Raw genomic sequence first — 26,372 nt, 5'->3', positions numbered from 1 at the left:
CGCTTTGTAAAGGGGAATTTCATGGAGACGTTTAAAAGATTGCCGTTACATGTGGGAATTATTCCCGACGGCAACAGGCGGTGGGCGGTGACAAACGGACTTCAGAAAAAGGACGGTTACGCCCAAGGCATTCAGCCGGGCTTCGCGCTCTATGAGCAGCTCTTGGAACTGGGCATCCGGGAGGCCACCTTTTACGGCTTCACCAAAGACAACAACCGGCGGGAAAAAGGCCAGCGGGACGCGTTTACAAGGGCCTGCGTGGACGCCGTGCGCCTTCTCAGCGGAAGAGACGCCAATTTACTGGTCATCGGCAACACAGACTCCCCCGCTTTTCCGCCTGAGCTTCTGGAATACGCAAACCGGCGTGTTCACTTTGGCCGAGGCCTGATCAATTTGAACTTTCTGGTGAATTACGACTGGGAGTGGGACCTAAACCATCTGGCGGAAGACAAAACCCTCCGCTCCGCCGAAATTTCCCGGGTGGATCTTGTGGTGCGGTGGGGTGGGTGCAGACGCCTGAGCGGCTTTCTTCCCGCCCAGTCGGTCTATGCCGACTTTTATATTGTGGACGACTTCTGGCCGGACTTTCAGCCCGCTCATTTTCTGGAAGCGCTGCGCTGGTATCAGTCCTGCGACGTGACCCGGGGCGGCTGAGGTTTTGCCCCAAGCTGCGAAGGGACGGGAAAGGGCCCTGCTTTCCCGTCCTTTTCCGCGTCCGTTCTCTGTCATATTCCCACCGCTGCAATCATACCCTGTTCGAGAGGTGATGGCTTTGCAGGATTGCGGTAGGTACTTGGTGGATGCTCCATACCCGGAGGTGGGAAAGCTTGCCCACAATTTTGAATACGCCGCTCTTGTGTCCGACGCGTTTGCCGGGGCAGGCTCCGAGGCCACGGCCCTGTCGCAGTATGTGGCCCATAATTTTTACACACTGGAGCATCCCGAGCTTCATTTTGCATATGAGTGCATCGCCTCGGTGGAATTTCTCCATTTAAAGCTGCTGGGCGGTTTGGTTTTGAAGCTGGGGCATGCTCCAACGTTTTTGAGCTATGTCAGCAACGAATACTGGTCCTGGGAATTCCCCGTTTATGCTTATCAGATTCGCCCCATCCTTCTGGCTGATCTCGAAGCGGAAAAAGCCGCCATCGCCCACTATCTGCGGCTGATCCGGCAAATCGACTGCCCGGAGATGCAGGCTCTTTTTCGCAGAATCATTTTAGACGAGCGAAAACATGTGGAGACCATCAATGAGTTTTTAAGGGCGCTGGGCTAAGTAACTTTTTTTGCGTAGCTTTCAATCGGGACAATGCCGCAAAGCGGCATTGTCCCGCGCTTTTTGTGGGTGCTTTCTTTCGTTTTTACGATCCCGCACACGAAGCAGCCCGGCGCGGTGCTGTCCTTTGCATTTCCGCGCCCCCTGTTCCCTTCCGTTTTTTTACTTTCCCGTCTTCCCCACCAGTTTTATCACCTAAAATACCCCAGCCGATTGAATCAAGCCGTAATTTGTGATAAAGTAAACCCATCAATTTCGGTGGAAAGACAGCGGCGGGAATGCCCGCGCACGTTTTCCCCGCCGTCCGGGAGGAGAGGTTCTATTGTCCGGATTCGACCGGTTCTTTTTAATGAATGCGGAGGACGCAACACGCTATGCGGCTGAGGTTCTTCATCTTTTTGAGCCGGGAGAAGACCTGCGCTGTCGGGAGATCGGGGACGGAAACATCAATTACGTGTTCCGCATTGAGTCCGAGGCAAGCGGGCGCTCCGTCATCATCAAGCAGGCGGACAGGCTGCTTCGCTCGTCCGGCCGTCCGCTGGACGTTCGCCGCAGCAAAATCGAGGCCCGGGCGTTGCAATTAGAGGGCGCGCTGGCCCCCGGCCTTGTACCCAAGGTCTACCACTGCGACGAAACCATGGCGGTCATCGCCATGGAGGACATTTCTGACTATCACAACCTCCGAAGCGAGCTGGCAGAAAATCGAATTTACCCTCATCTTACCGAACAGCTTTCCTCTTTTCTTGCAGACACGCTGCTGCCCTCCACAGAACTTGTGCTGGACCGGCGGGAGAAAAAGGAACGGGCCTGCTTCTTCAACAATCCCGAGCTGTGCGAAATTACGGAGGATTTGGTGCTGACAGAGCCGTATGACAACTATAAAGACAGGAATATTGTCACACCGGGCAACGAAGCCTTTGTGGAAGAAGTTCTATATCGGGACGAGACGCTGAAAGCCGAGGTGGGCAAGCTCCGCTGCGCCTTTATGAACAACGCACAGGCTCTGCTTCACGGGGATTTGCACACCGGCTCCATTTTTGCAAACGAGCAGGGCGTGAAAATTATTGACCCCGAATTTGCTTTTTACGGACCCATGGGCTACGACATTGGAAACGTCATCGGGAACCTGTTCTTTTCCCGGGGAAACAAAGCCTTTACCACGCCGGACGACACCGAACTCACCGCCGCGCTGGACAGGACGATTTGCGAATTATACGACAAGACCCGGGAAAGGCTGTCTGGGAAATACGACGAGTTGGTGGAATTTTCGCTATACCGCAGCGGACAATTCAAAAGCTTTTATCTGGATGGCGTGATGGCGGACGCGATTGGCTACGCGGGGACGGAGTTGATTCGCCGGGTGGTGGGAGATTCCAAAGTCTCGGAGCTTACCTCCGTGCTGGACCTTGCCCTTCGTCTTCCCTTTGAACGGGTGCTTGTCAGGCTGGGGAGTTTTCTCATCAAAAACCGGGATCGCCTTTGCTCCGGCGCGGAGCTGACCGGGGCGTTCCGGCATATTCTGACAGAAGGAGAATCGCTATGACGCGCTGCGATGAAACCATGCCGTTTTTACTGCGCTATGAAAACGTGGCGTGGTATGAAGACGGCAGGGTGCAGCTTCTGGACCGGCGGATTTACCCGGCCGAGGTTCGCTTTGCGGAATGTCTTACGTATCAGGAGGTACGGCAGGCGGTGGCGGACATGGTGACCCAGAGTGCCGGACCCTACACGGCGGTCGGCATGGGCATGGCTTTGGCAGCCCACCAGTGCCGGGACATGGATTACGCCCGGCAATCCGCCTTTTTGAAGCAGGCCGCCGACGATTTGGCTCACGCCCGCCCCACCACCGCCAATCGCTATGGCATCATCACCAACCGCTGCGCGGAGGTAGGCATTCAGGCATTGGACGCCGGGAAGGACGCGGCGCAGGCCATATTTACCTCCACGGTGGAGGCCCTGAACCGGCGGTATACCGTCATGCAGTTGGTGGGCGACGCCCTCGCGGAGCTGATCCCCCAAAACGGAACCATCCTGACCCAGTGCTTCGGCGAGACGATTGTGGGAACGGTGATGCGGGCGGCTCTGCGGCAGGGGAAAACCTTTCGCGTCTTCTGCGCGGAGACGCGGCCCTATTTGCAGGGGGCGCGGCTGACGGCAGGCTGCTTTGCGGAAATGGGCTTTGACACCACGGTGATTACCGACAATATGGCGGCCTACGTCATGGAGCGGGAGGGCGTTGACCTGTTCACCTCGGCGGCGGACACCATTACCCGGGACGGGCACATCGCCAACAAAATTGGAACTTTTCAATTGGCGATTCTTTCAAAGCACTTCGGGATTCCTTATTTTGTCACGGGCATTCCCGACAGGGACAAGCCCACCGCAAAGGACATTGTGATTGAACTGCGGGACCCCACGCAGGTGCTTTCCTGCGGCGGGATTTCCCATGCCGCGCCGGGAGTCAAAGCCATTTACCCGTCCTTTGATGTGACGCCACCGGAGCTAATTTCCGGCATCGTGACGGACCGTGGCGTATTCCCCCCGGATGGGCTGGAGCGCTATTTTGACGGGCCGGTGCGGGCTTTTTATTAAAGGAGGAAGCTTTATGCTGATGCAAAAGGAGCGGGAACTGGTGGTCGTATACGGCAGAAAACTGAGCGTGGCGGGGCTTTGCCCCGGCACCAGCGGAAACCTGAGCATTTTCAGCCCGGAAACCGGACTGATGGCGATCAGTCCCTCGGGCATGGACTATGACCAGATTCAACCGGAAGATGTAGTGCTTTCGGATTTAAACGGACATACGGCGGACGGAAACCGAAAACCCTCCAGCGAGTGGGCCCTCCACGCTATTTTCTATCAAAACAAGCCAGAAGCGCGGGCGGTGGTACACACCCATTCCGTTTACTGCACCACCTTTGCCGTTCTGGGCCAGCCCCTCCGGGCGGTGCACTACGCCATCGGCGACGCGGGGACGGACGAGGTCCCCTGTGCACCTTACCGCACCTTCGGAACCCCGGAGTTGGCGCAGGCCGCTATTGTCGCCTGCGGCAATGGAAACGCGGTTTTGCTTGCAAACCACGGGGTTGTAGTCTGCGGGAGCGACCTTCCGGGCGCGTACAGCCTTGCCCGGAATTTGGAGTACGTTGCCGAGCTGCAATACCGGGCGCTGTGCGTGGGCACCCCCAACGTCCTCACCCAAAGTCAGATGGCGCAGGTGCTGGAACGGTTTCAGTCCTACGGTCAGTCCCCGGGAGGGGGCGCGGGCTATCTCCATCCATAAAAACGGACAATGCCGTATGCAAAAGCATACGGCATTGTTTTATAATAAAAAGTAAAATCTGCTGTGGGAAAAAACATTCCCTCATCGCATGGCAATGGTAACTTCGCTTTCCGCAGCAAGATCACCTGCAGTATAAACGGTACATTTGCAGGTGGCAATGGCCTTTTCAGGCCGCTGGGTCAGTATTTCCGCGTGGATTTCCAGTGTGTCTCCCGGCAAAATCTTTTTTCGGAACTTTACATTGTTAATACCCAGGAAGAGGGGGATTTTCTCGGCATAGTCCGGCTTGGTCATCAGCACCAGATCGGTAGCCTGTGCGGAGGCCTCCACCGTATACACACCGGGAAGCACCGGATCGCCGGGAAAATGGCCCTTAAAAATTTCTCGTGCGGGGTCCACATAAAAGCTGGCCACAACACGCTCACCGGGAACAAGTTCTGAAACCTCGTCAATCAGCAGCATGGGGTCCCTGTGGGGAATAATGGCCATGACTTGCTCGTGGTTGAGCTGAACTGCCTGATTCATTTCAGATGCCTCCTCAGTCGTTTTCCGCCCGGCGCTTATAACCGTCCAGTCGGTCGGCGGCGTCGCGGATCGTCTTTGCGTAAAGCTGCTCCGCCCGCTCGGGGAAGGAATCCGCCAGCGCGGCGTAGCGCCGCTCGGATTTAAGATACGCCGACAGATCGCCGGTGGGGTCCTTGGATTCCAGGACGAAGGGATTCTTGCCCTCGGCCTTCAGACGGGGGTCAAAATGATACAAATGCCAGTAGCCACACTCCACGGCGCGCTTTTGCTCCAGTTGGCTGTTGCCCATGCCGCCCTTGATGCCGTGCTCCAGACAGGGGCAGTAGGCAATGACAATGGACGGGCCGGGATAGGCCTCGGCCTCGCGGATGGCACGCAGCGTCTGGGCAGGGTCGGCGCCCATGGAAACCTGCGCCACATAAATGTAGCCATAGCTCATCAGAATGCTGCCCAGGTCCTTTTTGCGCACTTCTTTGCCGCCCGCCGCAAACTTTGCAATGGCTGCGGTGGGAGTAGCCTTGGAGGACTGTCCGCCAGTGTTGGAATACACCTCGGTGTCCATCACCAGAATGTTAATGTCGCGGTTCTGTGCCAGCACGTGGTCCACACCGCCAAAGCCGATGTCATAGGCCCAGCCGTCGCCGCCAAAGCACCAAACAGACTTCTTGGTCAAAAACTCCCGGTTGTCCAGCACAAACTTGGCCGCTTTGGCCGCTTCCTGATTGGGAGTATTGATCTTCTCCAGCGCGGCAATGAGCTGGTCGGACACGGCGCGTGTCTTTTCGGACTCGTCCTTATCCCTGAGATAGGTTTCGCAGGCCTCCTTGGCCACTCCCGCGTCAATCAAGGTCTGAATGCGGAGCAGAACCTCCTTGTTAATCACCTCGTGGGCGTTGAGGAAGCCGAAACCGAACTCGGCATTGTCCTCAAACAGAGACTGTTCCCAAGAGGGGCCGAAGCCGCGCTCATCCTTGCAGTAGGGGGTGGCGGGCAGGGGGCCGCCATAGGCGGAGGAGCAGCCGGAGGCGTTGGCAATGTACATCCGGTCGCCAAACAGTTGGGTCACCAGCTTGATATACGGCGTTTCGGCGCAGCCCGCGCAGGCGGCGGAGAATTCAAAGTAGGGCTTGGAGAACTGGCTGGATTTCACGTTCTTGGCGGAGAAGGCATCCTTTTTCACGGGAGTCTTCTCCACGCCGAAGGTCCAGTTCTCCCCCTCGGCTACCTGGGTTTCAAAGGGCACCATGGTCAGCGCCGTGTCCTTCGCCAGACAAATGTTGGCACAGGAGCCGCAGCCCATGCAGTCGTAAGGAGAAACCTGCATCCGATACTGATACTGGTTCAGTCCCTTGGCCTGAACTGTCTCAAAGGAAGCGGGCTTGTTGGCGGCCTCCTCCTCATTGAGCAGCACGGGGCGAATCGCCGCGTGAGGGCACGCAAAGGCGCACTGGTTGCACTGAATGCACTTGTTAGCATCCCACTTGGGGACCATCACGGCTACACCGCGCTTTTCAAAGCGGGTGGTACCGTTTTCCCAAGTGCCGTCCAGACAGTTATACTTTTTGAAGGTGGAGACGGGAATTTTGTCGCCTTCCTGGCTGTTCATGGGGATAACCACGTCTCTGATGAAACCGGGAATGTCCTTTTCCGGCGCCGCATCATCGGGTGCGCTGGCCCATTCGGCGGGGATTTCAAACTTCCGCACATCGGTCAGACCGCGGTCCACGGCGGTATAGTTCATATTGGTGATCTTCTCACCGGCTTTTTTGAAATAGCTCTTATAAATGCCGTCCTTCATCTCCTTGACCGCCAGATCCAGCGAGATGATGTTGGTCAGCTTGAAGAAAGCCGCCTGTAACACGGTGTTCGTGCGGTTTCCAAGGCCAATCTCCCGGGCAATGGCGGTGGCGTCGATGACGTACATCTCCGTGTGCTTCTTGGCAAGGTCGCGCTTCATCTTGCCGGGAATGTGAGAGGGCAGGTCGGCGTCGCTCCAGCCGCAGTTCAGAAGGAAGGTTCCGCCGTCCTTCAGGTCGTCAGTGACATCGTATTGACCAAGGTAAGACGGCTCGTGCAGTGCCACAAAGTCCGCGGAATTCACCATGTACGGAGAGCGGATGGGGTTTTTCCCAAAGCGCAGATGGGACTGAGTCAGTCCGCCCGACTTCTTGGAATCATAGGAGAAATAGGCCTGAGCATACATGTCCGCCGCAAGACCGATGGTGGTAATCGTATTCTTGTTGGCGCCCACGGTGCCATCGCCGCCGATTCCCCAGATTTTGCAGGAGGTTTCGCCCTCCTTGGGGATGGAGACTTCTTCATAAGGAAGAGAAGTAAAGGTCACGTCGTCCACAATGCCGATGGTGAAGTCGTTTTTGGGCGCTTCGCTTGTCAGGTTATCGTACACGGCGACAATTTGACCCGGGGTGGTATCCTTGGAGGCAAGGCCATACCGGCCGCCCACCACCTGCACGCCGGGGCAGTTTCGGTACAACACGCTCTCCACGTCCTGATAGAGCGGCTCGCCCATGCCGCCGGGCTCCTTGGTCCGGTCCAGAACCGCAACCTTTTTGACGGTCTTGGGCAGAACGGACAGGAAATGCTCGGCGGAGAAGGGGCGGTACAGATGCACCTGAATCATGCCGACCTTGCGGCCATGGGCATTGAGATAGTCCACTGTCTCCTTCACGGTTTCGGCGGAAGAGCCCATGAGAATCACGCACTCGGTTGCATCGGGTGCGCCATAGTAGTTAAACAGCTTGTAATCCCGTCCGGTAAGCTTGTTGATCTCGTCCATATAGCTCTGGACGATGGCAGGAAGCATGGCATAGTGCTCGTTGCAGCCCTCGCGGCACTGGAAGAAAATATCGGGATTGACGGTGGTGCCGCGGGTGGAAGGATGCTCGGGGTTCAATCCATTTTTGCGGAACGCCAGCAACTGGTCGTAGTCCACCAGCTTGGCAAGATCGTCATAATCCAGCGCGTCAATCTTCTGCATCTCATGAGAAGTGCGGAAGCCGTCGAAAAAGTGCAGGAAGGGGTGACGCGCCTTGATCGCGGCAAGATGCGCCACGGCCCCCAGATCCATTGCCTCCTGCGGAGAGGAGGACGCCAGCATGCCAAAGCCGATCATGCGGCAACCCATGGTGTCGGAATGATCGCCGAAAATGGACAGGCCATGGACCGAGATGGTACGGGAAGATACATGGAACACGCCGGGCAAAAATTCGCCGGCGATTTTATACATGGGAGGGATCATCAGCAGCAGGCCCTGAGATGCGGTATAGGTGGTGGTCAGGGCACCGGCCTGCAAAGAGCCGTGGCAGGTGCCAGCCGCACCGGCCTCAGACTGCATTTGAATGACCTTAACGGGTTCTCCGAAAATATTTTTCTTTCCATTGGCTGCCCAAGCGTCCACCTTCTCCGCCATAGTGGAGGAGGGCGTGATGGGGAAAATGCTGGCGACTTCCGTAAACGCATAGGATACGTATGCCGCAGCCGTATTGCCGTCCATGACAACACTTTTCTTACTCATAGTTTGCTTCCTTTCTTCCTCTTATCCGGGGATCGGTGCTTTGAATGGAATCTTGCGCTGCCAATGCGCAATTTCCGTACTGCGGAATCATTTTCCGAAAATGGGGCAAAAAAATATTCACAAATGAAAACACTTATGTTATACTCATGATAAGCGCTTGTAGAGTATTTGTCAAGCATATAACAGACAAAATTCAAGGCGGAATTCTGTGCGAAAGGTTGAAAATATATGGCAAAAGAACAGGTTTCCAGCATTTTGCGGGCTCTGCAAATTCTGGAATGCTTTATGGATTGTGACACCGAATGGACGCTGAAGGCTTTGGTGGAACGCCTGGATCTTCCTACCACCACGGTCTTTCGGCAAATTTCCACGCTGGTAGAGCGGCAGTATCTGGAGCAGGACCCGGTCCGCAAAAGCTATCGGGTGGGGCCCCGGCTCTATCTGCTTTCCAGCGCAATTATGGGGCGCTCCGACATTCGCAGCATGGCCCATCCGGAGTTGGAGCGGCTGAGCGATGTGGTCCAGGAGACAGTGAATCTCAGTGTTTTGCTCGATTATGATATTTTTTACTTGGATAAGGTGGAGACGCACCGCTCCGTGGTGTGCAACACCCGGGTGGGGAGCCGCGCGCCGGCCTATGCCACCAGTGGCGGCAAGGCGATGATGGCCGCGCAGCCGGAGGCATTTGTGGATGAATACTGCGAATGGATGAAGAATCAAACGCCCATGACGGAGACTACCATCACAAATTCCGAGCAATTGCGGGAGGAACTGGTCAAAGCCCGGATAAACGGCTATGCCACGGACAACGGAGAGATTGAGCAGGGGCTGATCTGTATTGGCGCGCCGATCTACGACATGACGGGCCATGTTCGGGCAGCAGTGAGTATTGCCGGGCCCAACTATCGGATGAAATCGGACGAGGCGTTTATAACCAGTGAAGTAAAAAAATCAGCAGAGCGAATCTCCGCTCTGCTGGGCTACCGCAAATGAAAAGGCCATTTTACACACCGGTATAATAATTGCAATTGGCGGGCGTGGACCCACCCAAGGAAAGGAAACAGTTATGAACAGCAAGGAATATCTCAATCATGTGTTTGGATTGGACGGAAAGACCGTCCTGGTGTCCGGCGCTGCCGGCGGGATCGGGTCGGCCATCAGCGAAGGACTGGCTTATGCGGGGGCGGAAGTGTTTCTATGCGGCCGCTCGGTGGAAAAGTGTCAGGCCCTGGCTGATAAAATCATGGCCAACGGAGGCAAGGCTTTTGCCCACCGTTTGGACGTGACGGATATGAGCAGCATCCATACCTGTGTGGACGATGTGACAGCCCAATGCGGAAAAATTGACGTGCTGTTCAATGTGGCCGGCATGAATAAGCGGGAAGGCCTTCTGGACGTGTCCGAGGAGACTTACGACCGGATTATGGACACAAATCTCAAGGGCGTTTTTATGCTCAGTCAGGCCGTGGCCCGGGAGATGTACAAGCGCAAAAGCGGCAACATCATTAACATCGGTTCCCACAACGACGAGGGGATGCTGGGGGGCTGCTCTGTTTACGGTGCCACAAAGAGCGGCGTGGTGGCGCTGACCCGTTCCATGTCCATAGAATTCGCACAGTATGGCATCCGAGCCAATGCCATCAGCCCGGGACACATTCTCACGGAACTGACCCAGGTGACCTGGGATCACCCCACCCGCGCCCCTTGGCTGAGAGATCGGATTGCCATGGGCCGTCCCGGTATGCCGGAAGAACTGGTGGGAATGGCCATCATGCTGGCCTCCGACGCGTCGGCCTATATGACCGGACAGGCATATCATGTGGACGGCGGCTGCCTGTGCGGCGGCGCCCCCTGGGAATACGACACGCAGTATTAACAACAGCGCGTATCGCCCGCGCAATCAGGAAGACGGCACTTTTAAAAGTGCCGTCTTCCTTGTTTTCCCGCAGTGCTTATTTTCGGTATAACTCCGTTAGTGCGGCTACCGTGTATGTGTCCATACCGAAGCTTTAAAGTTTTGGTCCGGCTCGCCCAAATATTTTGCAGAGGGCAAAATTGCAGACTTGTTCTTACCGCGTCTTCCCGCGGAATGTTTTTTCCGGTCGGTCCCAGCGGAGCTTTTCCAGCGCCGAACGGATGCGGGCAGACACCCGATTTCGGGTATCGAGGACCCAGTGTTCGTCAATGGGCATATCCAGTGCCTTGGAAAAAGAATAGTACAGGTTCACCTGCTGGTAATACGTCTCCAACTGCTCGCAGGACTGCCCTTCCGGGACCGGCTTTTCCAAATGCTGCGCATTTAAAGAAAAGCACGCGTGGGCATATTCTGCAAACTGGGTCAGCAGCGCAGAATTTCCCAGAGAAAAGGGAACGCGCATCAAGCGCCACTGAATCTGCTCCGGCAGGTGATAGGGCTCCAGCATATCCAGCAGGAAAAGCTCTGTGCTCACATCCTTCTTGCGGTAATAAGGCAGCAACTCCGTCTCTGTGCTCCACAGCGCCAGCTTTTCCCGCAAAGGCAGCAGTCCAATTTTCAAAATGGCCTCGCTGGGGCCGACCACAGCCTGTTCTATGGGCTCGTCCTCGGCGGCAAGTTTTTCTTCCACCACAGAGATGCGCTCGTCCAGACAGGCTACATATCCGACCTCATAGATGCCGATGCGTCCTGCCCGTCCGGCAATTTGTTTAATTTCCTGAGAGGTGAGAGGTCGGCGGGACTCCCCGTCGAATTTCTCCAGCTCTGTAAAAATGAGGCGGCGAATGGGGAGATTGACGCCCATACCAATGGCATCCGTGGCAACCAAAACCGGGTTTTCCCTCTTAATAAAAGCATCGTACTGTCCCCGGCGCACCTCTGGCGGAAGGTCCCCGTAAATTACGCTGGAGCGGATACCAAGCTGTGCGAGATACCGCGACAAGGACAGCACCGCAGCTTTGGAAAAAGCCACCAGCGCATCGCCCTGCCCAACACTTTTCAGCCGCACCGGAGCGTATTCCATTTGCAGCGGTACCAGACGGGTATATGCCTTCAATTCATACTCGTCACCGCAGTCCCGGATCATGGCGGTCAACTGCTCCTTTGCAAGCAGCGCACCACAAAGATGAATTTCCGGGCAGGGCAGGCCCAAAATGGCCCGGGTCCACGCATCACCCCGCTGGGAATCTGCCAACAACTGTACCTCGTCGATCACCGCTACATCGTATTTGCTGCTTAAATTCGCTTTTTCTACCGTGCAGCAAAGGTGCTTCGCACCGGGCGTCAGAACTTCTTCCTCGCCGGTAAGTAGGCTGCAGGGGAAGCCCTCTGCGTTTAGTCGCTCATAATTTTCCAGCGCCAAAATTCGCAGCGGCGCCAGATAAATTCCTGATGGACTCTGACGCAGGCGAAGCAGCGCCTGGTAGGTCTTTCCGGTATTTGTTTCCCCAAGGTGAAGATAAAACATTCGCTTTTCCCGCCGTGCCTCCGGGTATCCGTCCTGAGGATATGGGGGCAGCAGGCGGCGAAATTCCTCCCGAACCATTCCGGGAATATGGTTTGAAAGCAACACTGCGAGAATTCCGGAGCGCAGATACTCGGCGCGGTTTTTTTCCACAACGGCATCAAAGCTGTAATTTGTTCCCGTCTTGCGGTTATACTGCTCCAGCACCCTCCGGGATACATCATCCAATAGCGCGGTATATTGGGCATAGACGGTCTGTCCGTCCGGAAAATCGGCCAACGTGAGATTTCCAAGCTGCCGGAGCTGGCCGCGGATAGAGCTCTCGTTATGCCACAGGCTGCGGGCACGTGACGAAGATGCCTGCCGCTGAATTTGGGAAAAATTGTGCCTTACGCGCTCAAAGGCAAGGCGCTGCTTACGCTCTTTTTTCATTCGGATATTACCCCGCCATTCGTGTTTTTGAACCATCAGTCTCTATTCAGGCTGAAACATTTTAGAAGTTTTGTATAATTTTGGGTCTTACTTCTTCTGCAAAAAATGCTTATAAAAGATTTTTTCCAACTCATGTCCCTAAAAAATTAGCAAGATTAACAAAAAAATTAACCCGATTCATAGGAAGTGCTGAAAAGGTCTTTGCGTGCTTGACAAAAATTTCGCAAAAGTATATAAAGCTGTTATAAGCGATGTATTCCCGGCCGGGATATTTTTTATTCCTATATTTCGGAATGTAATTCCGCATGACGGAATAATGGCTTTGTGAGGGGGTGCTGGGTATGGCTACTGTCGCGGTGGTTATACTGCTTCACATGGCATCGCATGTATGCGCCGAAGCCCCATGTGTGTATGGCGACTCATTTATGGCAAACGCATAAATCCAAAAGGAAAGGGAGTACTTATCATGTCTGCTGGCGTATTTTTGGTAATCCTGGTTCTCTCCATTGCAGCGCTGATGCTGCTGATTATGAAAGCAAAGCTGCACCCGGTGTTTTCCCTGTTTTCCGTGGCTCTGGTCATGTCCCTGGTCATGGGCTTCTCCTTCCCCGAATCTCTGGTGAACATCAATGCCGGTTTCGGCGGCACCTTGCAGAGCCTGGGCATCCCCATTATGCTGGGCGCCATTTTGGCAATGGGTGTGCAGGATACCGGCGCGGCTAAATCAATTGCCAACTTCTTCATTCGCCTGTTCCACGGCAAAAATCTGGAGCTGGCACCTGCTCTGACTGGTTATGTGGTGTCCATCCCCGTGTTTGGCGACATCACCACCATCCTGACCTCCAACATCGCAAACGTCCTCTCCAAGCGCAAGCACATTTCTATGGGCAAAATGGCCGCTTTTACCCAGACCGGCCTGAACCTGACCCATGCCATGGTCCCCCCCACCCCCGGCATTCTGGCTGTGTCCATCATGCTGGGCGCTGATCTGGGTCTGACCATCTCCTGGGGCATTGTGGTTTCCCTGATTGCGTTCTTTGTGACTTGGCTGGCGCTGCGCAAGTGGACCGACAAGGAATTTGTGGAGCCGGTCCCCGCGGTTGTGGCTGAGATTGAAGAGACCAATTCCGACAAGGTCAGCGACATTCTCATCAAGGGCGAAGACCTGCCCGGCACGTTTGCTTCCTTCATGACAATTCTGATTCCTGTGTTCCTGATTGCCTTCAGTTCTTTCGTGAAGATGGCCATTCCCGATGCTGATTCTGCGGTTCGTGGCATCACTGATATTCTGGGTGATAAGATTGTTGCTCTGGGTCTGGGCGTGATTTACACCATCTTGCTGGCCATCGCCCACAAGGCTTCTGTCCGCAAGAGCAACGAGGATGTGACCGGCAAGGACCCCAAGGATTTCCGCGACGTGGTGCTCAACAGCTGGTTTGCCCGCGGCATGGAAGTTGCCCTGCCCGCACTGCTGATTACCGGCATGGGCGGCGCTTTCGCCACCGTTATCAAGTCCTCTCCCGCCATTGAGGGCTTGAGCCAGGTGATCGCCGACTCCGGCGTGCCGGGTCTGCTGATCCCCTTCCTGGTGGGCGTGATCATGATGACCGCCGTTGGCTCCATGACCACTGCCGGCCTGACCGCCGCCGGTGTTATCATGCCCATGATGGCTTCTCTGGGCCTGACCCCCATTTCCACCGCTTTGGCCATCGGCGCCGGCACCATGATCTTCAACCATGTCAACAACTCCGGCTTCTGGGTTATCAGCAAGTTCTTCAACCTGGACCTCAAGCAGGGCCTGAAGTATATCACCATTCCGGATGTTGTGGCCGGTATCACCTGCTTTATCCTGATCTTCATCTTTGCTGCCATCGGCTTGTTCTAAGCGCGGCAAAGGATTCCACACAATATCACAGGGGAGCCAGTACCTTCTCCTGTAAGCGCAATGCCTAAGGAGAAAATGGCTTGCCGCTGTGGATGCAGCGGCAGGCCTTTTCCCGATTTTTATGCAGCCAAACAGGAAAACAGGAGCTTCGGCAAATTATGTAAAGCTCCGCCGTTAAAAAGGAGAAACATTCTATGAATCAAAAGAGCATTAAGGAAAGAGCCCTCTGGGCGCAGTTCGACGCGCTGGAAATGGGTTCCGGCTGGGACGACACCGACATTACCAAGCCCCAGATCATGATTGAAGACGTGTTCGGTGACTCCCATCCCGGCAGCGTCCACCTCAATCAGCTGGCCGAGCAGGCCAAGTTTGGCGTGTTTGAAAAGGGCGGCTTTCCTGCCCAATACCATGCCACGGACGTTTGCGACGGCTGCGCGCAGGGCCACGACGGCATGAACATGGTGCTGGCCTCCCGCGAGGCCATTGCCAACATGGTGGAAGTTCACGCATCCGCCGTGCCTTGGGACGGTATGATCCTCTCTTCCAGCTGCGACAAATCCATTCCCGCCCACCTGAAAGCAGCCGCCCGTATGGACATCCCCACCATTTTTATGCCCGGCGGGTCCATGCGGCCCGGCCCCCATATGACCACCTCTCTGGTGGCAGGCGACATCTCCCTGCGTCAAAAACGCAAGGACGCCATTACGCCGCAGGAGGTCCGAGACTATAAGCTCACCGGATGCCCCTCCGTGGGTGCGTGCACCTTCCTTGGCACCGCCAGCACCATGCAGTGCATGGCAGAGGCAATTGGCCTGGCTTTGCCCGGCAGTGCTCTGGTTCCCGCCACTATGCGCGATATTTTGCAGTATGCCCGTCAGGCCGGACGGCAGATTATGAATCTGGTAAAGTTGGGCATCACCCCCAGCCAGATTATGACTCCCGCCGCCTTCCGCAACGCCATCATTGTTCACAGCGCCATCGGCGGCTCCACTAACGCCACCATCCATCTGCCCTCTATTGCTCGGGAGCTGGGTTACGAGCTGCCCATCGAACTGTTTGACGAAATCAACCATCAGGTGCCTCATCTGGGTAACATCAATCCCTCCGGCGCCCAGCTGACCGAATCCTTCTGGTTTGCAGGCGGTGTGCCCATGGTGCAGGTGATGCTTAAGGACATGCTGGATCTGGACGTGATGACCGTCACCGGCAAAACGCTGGGCGAAAATCTGGAGGATCTGGAGCGGGACAACTGGTTCAACCGCAACCTGGGATATCTCGAAAACTACGGTCTGACCCGCGATCAGGTAATTTTTCCGGTGGACAAGGCCCCCGAAAAGGGCAGCGTCGCCATCCTCAAGGGCAATATCGCCCCGGAGGGCAGCGTAGTCAAGTACTCCGCCTGCGTGGAGGAGCAGTGGAAGGTCACCGGCAACGCCCGCGTGTTCAACCACGAAGAGGACGCTTATGCCGCCGTGGTTAAAGGCCAGATTAACCCCGGCGATATCATTGTCATCCGGTACGAGGGTCCCCGCGGCTGCGGCATGCCCGAAATGCTCATGACCACCGAGGGCATCGTGTGCGATGAGCGACTCAACGGCAAGGTCGCCCTGATTACCGACGGACGCTTCTCCGGCGCAACCCGCGGCGCGGCCATCGGCCACGTCAGCCCCGAGGCGGCTGCCGGCGGCCCCATCGCCTTTATCGAAGAGGGCGACATTATTTCCTACGATATTATGGAGAGAACCATGAACCTCACTGGTATCCACGGCGTGCCCTGCACCATTGAGGAGGCCACAAAGGTTTTGGAGGAGCGCTCCAAGGCGGGCATTCTGCCCCGCGAGAAGCGCAAGGGCTTCTATAAGCTTTACACTGACCACGCTATCTCCGCTATGAAGGGCGCGGGTCTTGAATAAACGGGGAATCTGAAAGGAAATTAATTATGCAAGCAGCTTATCTCGCGCCGGCCATCACATTATTCCACGAAGACGGTACTCTGGATCTGGAAAGTCAGGGAAGACTCTTTGAGAATCTGATCGAAAAGGGCATTGACGGTATTTTGGTGGAGGGAAGTTCCAGCGAATTTTTCGCGATGCCCATGGAACAGCGCAGCATTATGGCGAAGTTTGCCATTGAGCGCATTAACCATCGTGTGAAGCTGATTATTGGCACGTCCAGCATGGTGGCACAGCAGATTATTGACTTTTCTAACGAGTGTCTGGACGCGGGCGCCGATGCGGTGATGATTCTCCCTCCATACTATTTTCATTTCGGAGCTGAAGCCCTGCTTCAGTATTACGACCGACTGGCCAGAGAAATCCACGGCCCGATCTATATCTATAATTTCCCCGACAACACGGGCTACACCATTCCGCCCGCAACGGTGCTTCAACTGGCCCAGATGCACCCCAACATCGTGGGCTTTAAGGATACCATTTCCGGAATGGACCATACCAGAGAATTGATTAAGCTGATCAAACCTCTGATTCCCTCCTTTGAGATTTACTCCGGTTTTGACGATAACTTCGCCCACAATGTTCTTTCCGGGGGCAACGGCTGCATCGGCGCGCTGAGCAATGTGGTGCCCGAGGTATGCACCGCGTGGGTGCGGGCCTTCCGGGAAAATAATTTGGACGGCATCGCCGCAGGCCAGCAGAGCATTGACCGCCTGATGGATCTGTACGCCATCCGCAGTCCTTTCCTGCCTGTCATCAAGGAGACGGCCCGTCTGCGGGGAATCTGCACCACCAGCGCCGGTACATTCCCCATGCCCAACGCCACAGTTGAAGACGACGCCCGCATTCTTGAACTGCTGGGCCGCGAAAATATTTTGTAAACCGCGCTGCACAACGCACTTCGACAGGACGCCCGTAATATTAAAGAGTGAATTCATAGAAACATCCCGAATAAGAAAAAATGAGGATGAGAACCGATTCATACCGGTTCTCATCCTCGCTTTATGTGTCTGTGTAGGGCAGACAGGTGCGAATTCTCCTGCAAAGTCTGCTTGTACGACGGCAGCGCAGCGCAAAAAATGCAGACAGATAGCCCCGCAAAGCACCTGCTACGCCTGTGTCGCGGCGGCGACTTTGTTTTGAATGTCCCGCGCTTTTGCATCGTTTTTTATCCAGCCTGCAAAAATCTTATTTTACTTCCCGTGTTATCAAAATTCAGAATTCCATTTTCCACAAAACCGTGTTACAATATTAGTAAAGTGGACGGTCTGCCCGTTTGCGCCCGCCGAAGGCGGAGTCCTCGAAAAGGGAGGTTCCCATGGCGGAGCTGGAAAAATTGAAACACACACCGGCAGCGGCCCGCATTCGCGCCGCTGCACAGAGGGGCGCTCTGGCCCACGCGCTGCTGTTCACCGGCCCTGGCGACCGGGCGGGCGCGGCCCTCTTTGCCGCCGCGGCGATGGAATGCACGGCAGAAAAGGAACCGCCCTGCGGCGTGTGCCCCGCCTGCCGCAAGGTGCTTGGGGGCATTCACCCGGACGTAACCGCCGTGCGGGACGAGGAACATAAAAACCTCTCCGTGGACGCGGTGCGCGCCGTCCGGTCGGATGCGTATATCCGCCCCAACGAGGGGGCGCGGAAGGTCTACATTTTTGAGGACTGCGCCCTTTTAACAGAGCAGGATCAAAATGTTCTGCTGAAAATCGTGGAGGAGGGCCCGCCCTACGCGGCGTTCCTCTTCTGCGCGGAAAACCCGGCGGCAGTGCTGCAAACTCTGCGCTCCCGCTGCGTGGAAATCAGGCTTCACCCTCAGGCGGAAGACGGCGACGCGACGGAGCTGTCCGCCGACGCGGAAGCCCTGTGCCGCGCCGTGGGCGAAAAAAAGCGGGGCGGGGTGACGGAGTTTTTGGTGGAGCTGGAGCGAAAAAAGACAGACCGGGAGGCACTTCAAACTCTTTTGGAGCAGGCCCACGGCCTGTTTGCAGATGCGCTTTTGATCTTCTATGGACAGGAAGTGCTGGGAAAGAGTGAAAAAACGGCCCGGTTTCTTGTAAAAAACTTGACAAAACAGCAAATCATGCACACAATAGAATTGTTGCAGTCATATTGCCGGGAGTGCGCGTACAACGTGGGTGTCAACCACGTGCTGGGCGCCCTGGCCGTCGAATTGGAGGGTATCCTTTGACCGAAGTAATCAGCGTCCGCTTTCGTGGCGGCTGTAAAAATTATTATTTTGCCCCGGGGAACCGGGAGATTAAAATGGGCGATCAGGTGGTCGTGGAAACGGCGCAGGGGCCGGAGTTTGCCACCTGTACGGAGGGGAACCACGAGGTGGAGGACTCCGCCATCGTCCATCCCTTAAGCAACGTGGTCCGCATGGCCACCGAGAACGACCGGCACACCGTGGAATACAACCGCAAACGGGAGAGCGATGCCTTTGACGTCTGCGAGAAAAAAATTCAGGATCACGGGCTGGACATGAAGCTGGTAAACGTCTCCTTCAGCTTTGAGGGGACCAAAATTATTTTCTACTTTACCGCTGACGGGCGAGTGGATTTCCGAGAGCTGGTGCGGGATTTGGCCGGGGTGTTCCGGGCGCGGATTGAGCTGCGGCAGATCGGCGTGCGGGACGAGGCAAAGATGATCGGAGGCCTTGGTATCTGCGGGCGGCCCTTTTGCTGCTCCCAGTTTCTGGACTCGTTTTTACCTGTTTCCATTAAAATGGCTAAAACGCAGAACCTAAGCCTGAACCCCGCTAAAATTTCCGGCACCTGCGGGCGGCTGATGTGCTGCCTAAAATACGAACAGAACGCCTATGAAGACGCAATGAAGCGGATGCCGAAGGCCGAGTCCTTTGTGCAGACGCCGGACGGCCCCGGCAACGTGCGCAGCGTGAATCTTCTGCGGGAAACCGTGAAGGTGAGCCTTGATTCTGCACCGGAGCCTCAGAAGACTTACCACAACTGTGAAATCCGGGTCCTGCGCAACGGCAAGGGCAGCCGGGAGGGCATTGAAATCCCCCGTGAGCGGCCCGAGCGCTACGTGGAAGAACGGGAGGAGGAGGACATTCTGCAATTTGTTTCCTCCGAGCCGCTGATGTCCATGGGAAAGCTGGAGGATCTGCCCAGCCGGGAGCGTATTACTCTTCCGCAGGACGGCGAGCGCCGGAGTTCTTCCCGCCGCCGCCATCGCGGAGGAAAAGGCGGCTCCGTCGGGAAAAAACCGGCGGTACAAAGCACCGCGCCCGAAAAGCCCCAGCCACCTCACCCCGCCAAGCCCAAGGCTCAGGCAAAGCCGCAGCCTCCCAAGGGCGACCGGCCCGCCGGGGAAAAGCCCCGCGTGGAAAAAAGCGAAGGGGGCCAGGCGGTCCGCCGTCCTCATCACAGGGGCGGCCGTCGCAGAGGGGGCGGAGGAGGCGGCCAAGGCCAAGGCGGAGGCGTCACCGGAGAATAAGCACTTAAAAACAAACGGCGGGGAGAGGGGAAATTCCTCTTCCCGCTTTTATAAAATTGGGAGGAACGGCATGGGAAAGTTTGACGGCGTATTGCTAGCCAGCGATTTTGACAACACTTTAATTTATACCGAGGAGGCTCTGCGCTCTGGCCGGCCCATCCCGCCTTTGTCGGCAGGAAACCGGGCGGCGCTGGAGTCTTTTATGGCTCAAGGCGGGCGCTTTACCGTCGCCACCGGCCGGGCACTGCCCGCTTTTGAGCGGCTGGCCCCGCTGGTCCCTATGAACGCGCCCAGTGTGGTGTGTAACGGGGCGGCGATTTACGACTTTGAAAAGGGCGAATATCTGGAGACGGCACTTCTACCCGAGCAGAGCCGGGAAAGGGGTCAGGAGGTACTGGACGCATTCCCCCGGGTGGGAGTGGAGGCATATCACCTGGACAGCGTCATCCACGCGGTGCAGGTAAACCATATTATCCGCGCCCACGAACATCTCACCGGCGTGCGGGTGCGGGCGCTGCCCTGCCTGACGGAGGCCCCCCTGCCCCTAAGCAAGCTTTTGTTTGAAGCAGAGCACAGGGACCTTATGCAGGCGGAGGAACTTATCCGCAGCCGGAACTGGGCCGCGGAATACGAGTTGATTTACTCCGGAAAAACTCTTTTGGAGCTTACCGCGAAGGGCGCGGACAAGGGCGGGATGCTCTGCCGCCTTGCGGCGCATCTCGGCATTGCGCCAGAGCATGTATATGCAGTGGGCGACGAGCGCAACGACCTGACCATGCTGGCGTGGGCTTCTCAGGGATTCGCCCCCGCCAACTGCGTGCCCGAGGTGGCCCGCTGCGGGGCGCAGCTTGTCTGCGACGCCCGGGACGATGCATTGGCGGAGGTAATTGCCGCGCTGGAGGAGCGCTATTCCTGACGGCGGCGACACAAATCCTATGGCCTTTTTGTTTTGTGGAAAATTGTTTTTTTGGTATGCTTGCCTTGCCCGCAGAATTTCCCGCAGGGAGCGGCCGCCCCACGAAAGGAATCGGTTTTTTGAAGGGCCGCTCTGCACGGCCCTTCACAGCTTTTATAATTTTCTAAAAAGATCTTGACAAACGGCAAATCTGTGTTATTGTATTACTTGCCTAGAACAATAGAACAGGAGGTGCGGTATGAAGTGGCATTTTTCAAGTGACGCACCCATCTACTCTCAATTGATTGAGCAGATCAAGGTGGGCATCGTATCCGGCGCGTTTCCGCCGGGAGAGCGGCTTGCATCGGTGCGGGACCTGGCCGTGGAGGCCGGAGTCAATCCCAACACCATGCAGCGGGCTTTGACAGAACTGGAGCGGGACGGACTGGTATACAGCCAGCGGACCGCAGGCAGATTTGTAACGGAGGACACGGCGATGATCGAATCGGCGAAACGAAATCTGGCAGACCGTCAGATTCAGAATTTTTTGACGGCAATGACCCGCTTGGGATATGAAAAAGAGGAAATTTTGACGCTGGTGCGTCGGGAAAACACGGGGGAGGGTTTAACGCATGGCGATTTTTGAATGCAGTGAGCTGACGAAGAACTACGGCCGCGCATTGGCTCTGGACCACCTGAGCCTGACGGTGGAGCCGGGCCACATTGTGGGACTCTTAGGTCCCAACGGAAGTGGCAAAACCACCCTGATCAAGCTGGCAAACGGCCTGCTGACGCCCGACTCCGGCGCGGTGCTGGTGGACGGAAGAGTACCCGGTACGCCGACCCACGCCATTGTGTCCTATCTCCCGGAGCGCACCTGCATCCCCCTGTGGATGAGCACCCGGAAGCTGCTGGACTTTTATCAGGATTTTTATGTGGATTTCCGCAGGGAGCGGGCGGAGGAGATGCTGGCACACCTGAACATCCGGATGGATCAGACTATTCGCCAGATGAGCAAGGGCACCCGGGAAAAGGTGCAGCTGATCATGGTGATGAGCCGGGCGGCAAAGCTGTATCTGCTGGATGAGCCTATCGGCGGCGTGGACCCGGCCACCCGGGACTACATTCTCAACACCATCATCGGAAACTATGATCCCGAGGCCGCTGTGATCATCTCCACGCATCTGATTGCGGATGTGGAGCAGGTGCTGGACGAGGTTATTTTTATCAATCAGGGGCAGGTCGTTCTTCAGTCCTCCGTGGATCAGATTCGGGAGGAGAAGGGTATGAGCGTGGATGCGCTGTTTCGGGAGGTATTTAAATGCTGAGAAAACTGATCAAACACGAATTCCGGGCCACGGCCCGGGTGATGGGACCGCTGTTTCTCATTATTCTGGTTCTGGCGCTGACGGCAAATCTGTCGCTGCAATTTCTTCTGGATGCCTCAGGCTTTTTCCCCAATCTGATGGGCGGGCTTCTGCTGTTTGCCTTCGGCATCGGTATGGCTGCACTGGTGATTATCTCCATCGTGCTGATGGTGGAGCGCTTCCGCGCAAATCTGATGGGCGACGAGGGCTACGTGATGTTTACCCTGCCCGTCTCCGGCCACCAGCTTGTCTGGTCCAAAATCATTGTCTCCACCGTGTGGTTTATTGCAACAACCGTTGTGGAGGCGCTGGCAATTCTGGTGTGCGCCTTCGATCTGGATCTGCTGCGTGATATTTTTGACTCCTCCCTCTTTGGCCGCACCCTCGAGGCCATCAAGGCTTTGGTTGTGGAATACGGGCTGAACCTGCCCATGATGGCGGTGGAGATCATCGCAGTGTCTCTTCTGGCCTGTGCGGTGCTGTGCCTTGAATTTTACGCGGCCATTGCTGTGGGCCACAGCTTCGCCAATCATAAATCGGCGTGGAGTGTGCTGTTCTTCTTCGCATTCCAGTTTGTCACGCAGATTGTCAGCGGGCTGTTTGTAAACACGGACTTTTTTACAGGTCTTTTCAACACCGGCGGAATGAACAGCTTCCATCAGCTCATGGCTGTTCTCATCTGCATGGAGCTGCTGAACGGAGGAATCTTCTACGCCGTCACCACGGTGACGCTGAAAAAACGCCTCAATTTACAGTAACCGGTATTAAATAAAAAGCGGAGCGGGATTTTTCCCGCTCCGCCGTCCCGGTTTCATTGGAAGGAGCGGATTTATGGCAATTTCAGAGACAACAGTTCCCGCGCTGATCACTTTTTTTATGGGGATGACCCCCATCGTGGAGCTGCGGGGGGCTATCCCCTACGGCGCGGCTGCGGGTCTGCCCCTGTGGGAGTCCTTTTGGCTGGCATCAGCGGGAAACATCCTGCCCGTGCCGATAATCATGCTGTTGATTCGCCGGGTGTTTGCCTGGCTGCGCAAGGGTGCGTGGTGGGGTCCCAAAATTGACGCACTGGAACGCCGCGCTCACCTGAAAGGGCGAGTTGTGCAAAAGTATCGTCTGGCGGGCCTGATTATTCTGGTGGCGATTCCCCTGCCCGGCACGGGGGCCTGGACCGGGGCGCTGGTGGCTTCCCTGCTGGACATCCGAATGCGTTATGCCCTGCCCGCCATCGCGGTGGGAGTTCTGATTGCGGGGGTATTGGTTACGCTGGCTACCGGCGGCGTCATCCGGCTTTTTTTCTGAGATTTGGCAGCACCGCGCAGAAAACATTGCCTGAAATTACATAAAAGGCTGCGCTTTGATACGACGTTAAAAATCGTACCAAAGCGCAGCCTTTCATTTCAGAACACAGGCCTATCCATCCAATTAGTTCAGGGAAAACTCCTCGGTGGAAAGCCTACCTTCCCACTCGCGTCCGTCCGAGCGATAGTATTGGCGCGTGACGGATCCGTCGGTTTTCGTATAGTCAATGATAAAGACCTGCCCCGCCTCCACCAGCATGGGAAAGTTGTCATAAGGCAGCACATCCCCTGTCTTGGGCTGGGCCTTAAAATCTTCATAGGCGGTTTCAAGCCGCCAAAACGCTCTCGACCGAACGCCCTTCAGAAGTCCCGTCATATCTTCTTCGCCAAAGTACGATGCCTGATACGCTTTCCCCGCGACCGTCACCGTTTCCACTTTCAAGGGGTCGATATCCTTTGCAAGCCAGGAAAGATTCTCGGAATAAAGAGCCGAGCCATAGCGCGCGGCAAGCTGGTTTGCCATGCACGGGACGGAGCCGGTGGTATACTCCATCGCGTCAATTCCGGTGTGGGCGCCGCCATAGATTCCCATGACGCTCTCGCCGTCCAGCAAGTCAAACTCGCGGATAAAATTTTCCGTCATCGTGTTTTCACGGTATACGTTGTCATCTTTCCCGTAATAAGTCTCCCCCTGACGGACGGCCTCCTCTGTAAGCCGGTATTGTTCCGAATCCTTTTGGCCCGCTTCCTCAAGCGTCTGCAAAAACCGCTTCCCTGTGGTTTGGCGCTGGTGCCCCACATCCGTCCCGTGAAATACTGTTTCGGGACACTCACGTTTGATTTTCTGATAGAACGCCTTCACGTCCGGGGTATGGGCGTCGGTTCCGTCCCAATCGTCGTAGACCGCGTCCAGAATTGCGTCGCCGTCGTCCTGCATCCACCTGTTTAAAAATTCCCCGGTATAGTAAGGGAGCTCCACAAACAGATGGCGCATCCCCCGGGTGTTGTAATTCTCCTGCCACAGTTCAAATTCCCGATTCAGTATTTTTTCAACGCCGTGCTGCTCTCCGTAAAGATAGATCTCGCCGCTGTCAGAGGGGGGAATTACAGAGATTGCGGACGCGGAAGCCGCTGCGGATGCCGCGCTCCCTGCCCCCGCAGGGGCGCAGGCCGAAAGCGCCGCCAAAAACAGCAGGGATACAAGCAAGGAACAAAATTTTTTACAGTTCACGGGATACACTCCTTCGGACATGAAATCCATAGTTTCCGGTATTACCCGGCGTGTTTACAAAACTCTGCGCCCCGCGCTCCAAACCGCCCGCACGGCCCCTTCCTGCCTGCGGCAGACAGCCCGGGCCAGTCGTTCCTCCGCCGTGGGCAGCGGGGTCAAGGCCGCGTCGTCCAGCACCATGGCATGGAGCGGTTCTCCCACGGCAAAGCCAGATTCGGCACGGAAAAAGGCCGCGCCTGCGGAGGTAGCCAGATACCAGCCCTCCGCCACAGAGAGGGCATCCGTTTTCCAGTCGTCCAGAATGCGGCGGGCCTTGGAGGCCCGGATGGTGGAGGCGGTCACATCGAACATGGAGACCGTGTCCCCTCCTGCAATGTCGCTGCCCAATGCCACCTTAACGCCCTCGTTCAAAAGCGCGCGAACCGGGGCTACGCCGGAGCAGAGGTTCAGGTTGGAGTCCGCGCAGTGGACCGCGGTAACACCAGCCTCCTGCATAGCCCGCCGCTCCCGCTCATCGGAAAAGACGCAGTGGGCCATCACCGTGCGCTGGTTCCAAAGGCCGTATTTGGCATAGGTCTGCCAGTACTGTTCGCAGTCAGGATACAGTCGGCACACCCACGCCTGCTCCGCCTGATTCTCCGACAGGTGAGACTGCACGGGCAAATTCCGCTCCGCCGCCAGCTTCCCCAGAAAGGCCATCAGCTCGTCGGTGCAGGAGGGAGTAAACCGGGGTGTAAGAATGGGTTTTATATGGGCAAATTGTCCGCACTCATCCAGCCAGCGAAGGGTTTGCCTCATAGATTCCTCCGTGGTTTCCTGCAAGCTCTCGCCGCCGTTGCGGTCCATGTTCACCTTGCCCACATAGCCGGTAACTCCGGCCGCTTCCAGTTCCTCCATCAATATCAGCGTGGCTTTCCGGTGGAGGGAAGAAAACATACACACCCGGGTAGTTCCGTTTCGGATCAGCTCCGCCGCCAGCGCGCGATACTGCTCCCGCGCGTACTGTTCATCGGCAAAGCGCGCCTCCGTGGGAAAAGTATAGGCATTCAGCCACTCCAGCAGCGGCAAATCCATGCCGGTGCCCAGCATGGGGTACTGAGGTCCGTGGAGATGAAGGTCCGTAAAGGATTGGGTAATCAGACAGTCTCCGAAATCCTCCACGGACGCGCCGGCGTACCGCTCCGGCAGCTCGTCGAACACGCCGGTAATCACGCCGTCCTCCAGAACAAGACAGCCGGGGGTGTGAACCTCCAGCTTGCCAAGGGATGGAGCGGAGACAAGGATGCCTTTTACAATGGAGGTCATAAAATCGCTTCCTTTCCAAAAGTCCGACAGAACGAAAAAAGCGCCCGTCTGCACTCCAGTGCAGCGGACACCCATAGCAGAGCCTTTCGGCGGCTCCGTAGAAACTTTCGCACCGTTTCCAGCGAAATTATATGAGCCTTTTCAATTTTCTGCCTCAACATAAGAGAACAGCTTCACAATAGCACAGTTTTTCTCGGATTGCAAGCCCCGTCACACCCGCCGCCCATTCCGCTTATACTGGTGCATATGGGCGGTGTCCCGCTTAGCGGAAAAGCGGGGCAATTTGCGCGCAATCCGGCTTCGGACTTCCGGCAGCGGGCAGGCGTCTTGAAAGGTGGGTACCATTACATGATTCAGCCGCTTTTGTGGGCGGCGGCCGGAACGGGGTTTACCTTTGCCATGACCTCGTTGGGCGCCGCCACAGTCTTCTTCTTTCGTGACATACCAAATGACAAAATTCAGCGGGTACTGCTGGGCTTTGCCGCGGGCGTACTGACC

Annotated in this window: 21 protein-coding genes, 2 pseudogenes and 1 riboswitch; of the genes and pseudogenes, 18 read left to right on the top strand and 5 right to left on the bottom strand. The window is 56.3% G+C overall.

Going from position 1 to position 26,372, the window contains the following annotated elements:
* Positions 1 to 21: 21 nt before the first annotated feature.
* From RTK01_RS01735 to RTK01_RS01715, 5 genes are all read left to right on the top strand, one after another.
* Entirely contained in the window at positions 22 to 654 is a 633-nt protein-coding gene (locus RTK01_RS01735; RefSeq protein ID WP_312279319.1) for an undecaprenyl diphosphate synthase family protein, read from the top strand.
* A gap of 112 nt (positions 655 to 766) precedes the next feature.
* Entirely contained in the window at positions 767 to 1,273 is a 507-nt protein-coding gene (locus RTK01_RS01730) for a hypothetical protein (protein ID WP_312279318.1), read from the top strand.
* 322 nt (positions 1,274 to 1,595) lie between these two features.
* A complete protein-coding gene (gene mtnK / locus RTK01_RS01725) occupies positions 1,596 to 2,816 on the top strand; it encodes an S-methyl-5-thioribose kinase (protein ID WP_312279317.1) in 1,221 nt (406 codons plus the stop codon).
* Positions 2,813 to 3,865, top strand: a complete 1,053-nt coding sequence (locus RTK01_RS01720) for an S-methyl-5-thioribose-1-phosphate isomerase (protein WP_312279316.1) — start codon at positions 2,813 to 2,815, stop codon at positions 3,863 to 3,865. The genes mtnK and RTK01_RS01720 overlap by 4 nt, the downstream gene beginning before the upstream one ends.
* A 13-nt stretch (positions 3,866 to 3,878) precedes the next feature.
* Positions 3,879 to 4,553, top strand: a complete 675-nt coding sequence (locus RTK01_RS01715) for a class II aldolase/adducin family protein (RefSeq protein WP_312279315.1) — start codon at positions 3,879 to 3,881, stop codon at positions 4,551 to 4,553.
* Positions 4,554 to 4,634: 81 nt separating this feature from the next.
* On the opposite strand, the gene fabZ is transcribed toward RTK01_RS01715, so the two are convergent.
* Entirely contained in the window at positions 4,635 to 5,078 is a 444-nt protein-coding gene (gene fabZ / locus RTK01_RS01710; protein ID WP_312279314.1) for a 3-hydroxyacyl-ACP dehydratase FabZ, read from the bottom strand.
* Between the two features lie 13 nt (positions 5,079 to 5,091).
* Entirely contained in the window at positions 5,092 to 8,613 is a 3,522-nt protein-coding gene (gene nifJ, locus RTK01_RS01705) for a pyruvate:ferredoxin (flavodoxin) oxidoreductase (protein ID WP_312279313.1), read from the bottom strand.
* Positions 8,614 to 8,841: 228 nt separating this feature from the next.
* On the opposite strand from nifJ, the gene RTK01_RS01700 reads away from it, so the two are divergent.
* Both RTK01_RS01700 and RTK01_RS01695 read left to right on the top strand, forming a co-directional pair.
* Positions 8,842 to 9,606: an IclR family transcriptional regulator gene (locus RTK01_RS01700; RefSeq protein WP_312279312.1), complete on the top strand. Its 765-nt coding sequence runs from the start codon at positions 8,842 to 8,844 to the stop codon at positions 9,604 to 9,606.
* A 73-nt stretch (positions 9,607 to 9,679) separates the two neighbouring features.
* Entirely contained in the window at positions 9,680 to 10,489 is an 810-nt protein-coding gene (locus RTK01_RS01695; RefSeq protein ID WP_312279311.1) for an SDR family oxidoreductase, read from the top strand.
* A 193-nt stretch (positions 10,490 to 10,682) separates the two neighbouring features.
* Here RTK01_RS01695 and RTK01_RS01690 read toward each other — a convergent pair whose 3' ends face one another.
* Complete coding sequence (locus tag RTK01_RS01690; RefSeq protein WP_312279310.1) at positions 10,683 to 12,485, bottom strand: helicase-related protein; 1,803 nt, start codon at positions 12,483 to 12,485, stop codon at positions 10,683 to 10,685.
* Between the two features lie 466 nt (positions 12,486 to 12,951).
* On the opposite strand from RTK01_RS01690, the gene RTK01_RS01685 reads away from it, so the two are divergent.
* The 10 genes and pseudogenes from RTK01_RS01685 (at position 12,952) to RTK01_RS01640 (ending at position 23,339) form a co-directional block, all read left to right on the top strand.
* Positions 12,952 to 14,370: an SLC13 family permease gene (locus RTK01_RS01685; protein WP_312279309.1), complete on the top strand. Its 1,419-nt coding sequence runs from the start codon at positions 12,952 to 12,954 to the stop codon at positions 14,368 to 14,370.
* A gap of 194 nt (positions 14,371 to 14,564) precedes the next feature.
* Complete coding sequence (ilvD, locus tag RTK01_RS01680; protein ID WP_312279308.1) at positions 14,565 to 16,283, top strand: dihydroxy-acid dehydratase; 1,719 nt, start codon at positions 14,565 to 14,567, stop codon at positions 16,281 to 16,283.
* A 26-nt stretch (positions 16,284 to 16,309) separates the two neighbouring features.
* Positions 16,310 to 17,203, top strand: coding sequence for a dihydrodipicolinate synthase family protein (locus RTK01_RS01675; protein ID WP_312279307.1), 894 nt, complete (start codon positions 16,310 to 16,312; stop codon positions 17,201 to 17,203).
* A gap of 437 nt (positions 17,204 to 17,640) precedes the next feature.
* Positions 17,641 to 18,507, top strand: a complete 867-nt coding sequence (locus RTK01_RS01670; RefSeq protein WP_312279306.1) for a DNA polymerase III subunit delta' — start codon at positions 17,641 to 17,643, stop codon at positions 18,505 to 18,507.
* Positions 18,504 to 19,328: pseudogene (locus RTK01_RS16790) on the top strand (stage 0 sporulation family protein); the annotation flags it as partial. The gene RTK01_RS01670 and the pseudogene RTK01_RS16790, both read left to right, overlap by 4 nt.
* A 517-nt stretch (positions 19,329 to 19,845) precedes the next feature.
* Positions 19,846 to 20,691 (top strand): HAD family hydrolase, encoded by an 846-nt coding sequence (locus RTK01_RS01660; protein WP_312279304.1) that lies wholly within the window; start codon positions 19,846 to 19,848, stop codon positions 20,689 to 20,691.
* Between the two features lie 238 nt (positions 20,692 to 20,929).
* Positions 20,930 to 21,316, top strand: a complete 387-nt coding sequence (locus RTK01_RS01655) for a GntR family transcriptional regulator (RefSeq protein ID WP_312279303.1) — start codon at positions 20,930 to 20,932, stop codon at positions 21,314 to 21,316.
* A complete protein-coding gene (locus RTK01_RS01650; RefSeq protein WP_312279302.1) occupies positions 21,303 to 21,998 on the top strand; it encodes an ABC transporter ATP-binding protein in 696 nt (231 codons plus the stop codon). Before RTK01_RS01655 ends, RTK01_RS01650 begins: the two co-directional genes overlap by 14 nt.
* Positions 21,992 to 22,795, top strand: a complete 804-nt coding sequence (locus tag RTK01_RS01645; protein ID WP_312279301.1) for a hypothetical protein — start codon at positions 21,992 to 21,994, stop codon at positions 22,793 to 22,795. The genes RTK01_RS01650 and RTK01_RS01645 overlap by 7 nt, the downstream gene beginning before the upstream one ends.
* Before the next feature lie 73 nt (positions 22,796 to 22,868).
* Positions 22,869 to 23,339 (top strand): small multi-drug export protein, encoded by a 471-nt coding sequence (locus RTK01_RS01640; protein ID WP_312279300.1) that lies wholly within the window; start codon positions 22,869 to 22,871, stop codon positions 23,337 to 23,339.
* Positions 23,340 to 23,462: 123 nt separating this feature from the next.
* On the opposite strand, the gene RTK01_RS01635 is transcribed toward RTK01_RS01640, so the two are convergent.
* Positions 23,463 to 24,569, bottom strand: coding sequence for a hypothetical protein (locus RTK01_RS01635; protein ID WP_312279299.1), 1,107 nt, complete (start codon positions 24,567 to 24,569; stop codon positions 23,463 to 23,465).
* Between the two features lie 54 nt (positions 24,570 to 24,623).
* On the bottom strand, positions 24,624 to 25,874 hold the full coding sequence (locus RTK01_RS01630; RefSeq protein ID WP_312279298.1) for an amidohydrolase family protein: 1,251 nt from the start codon (positions 25,872 to 25,874) through the stop codon (positions 24,624 to 24,626).
* Between the two features lie 54 nt (positions 25,875 to 25,928).
* A riboswitch (purine riboswitch) is annotated at positions 25,929 to 26,029 on the bottom strand.
* 193 nt (positions 26,030 to 26,222) lie between these two features.
* Between RTK01_RS01630 and RTK01_RS16785 the strand changes: the two are divergent.
* Positions 26,223 to 26,372, top strand: a pseudogene (locus tag RTK01_RS16785) (ZIP family metal transporter); the annotation flags it as partial.

Source organism: Oscillibacter sp., assembly GCF_031978065.1.
Lineage (GTDB): Bacteria > Bacillota > Clostridia > Oscillospirales > Oscillospiraceae > Oscillibacter.
The sequence above is the reverse complement of the archived record's forward strand: the minus strand, read 5'-3'. Positions and strand labels throughout refer to the sequence as shown.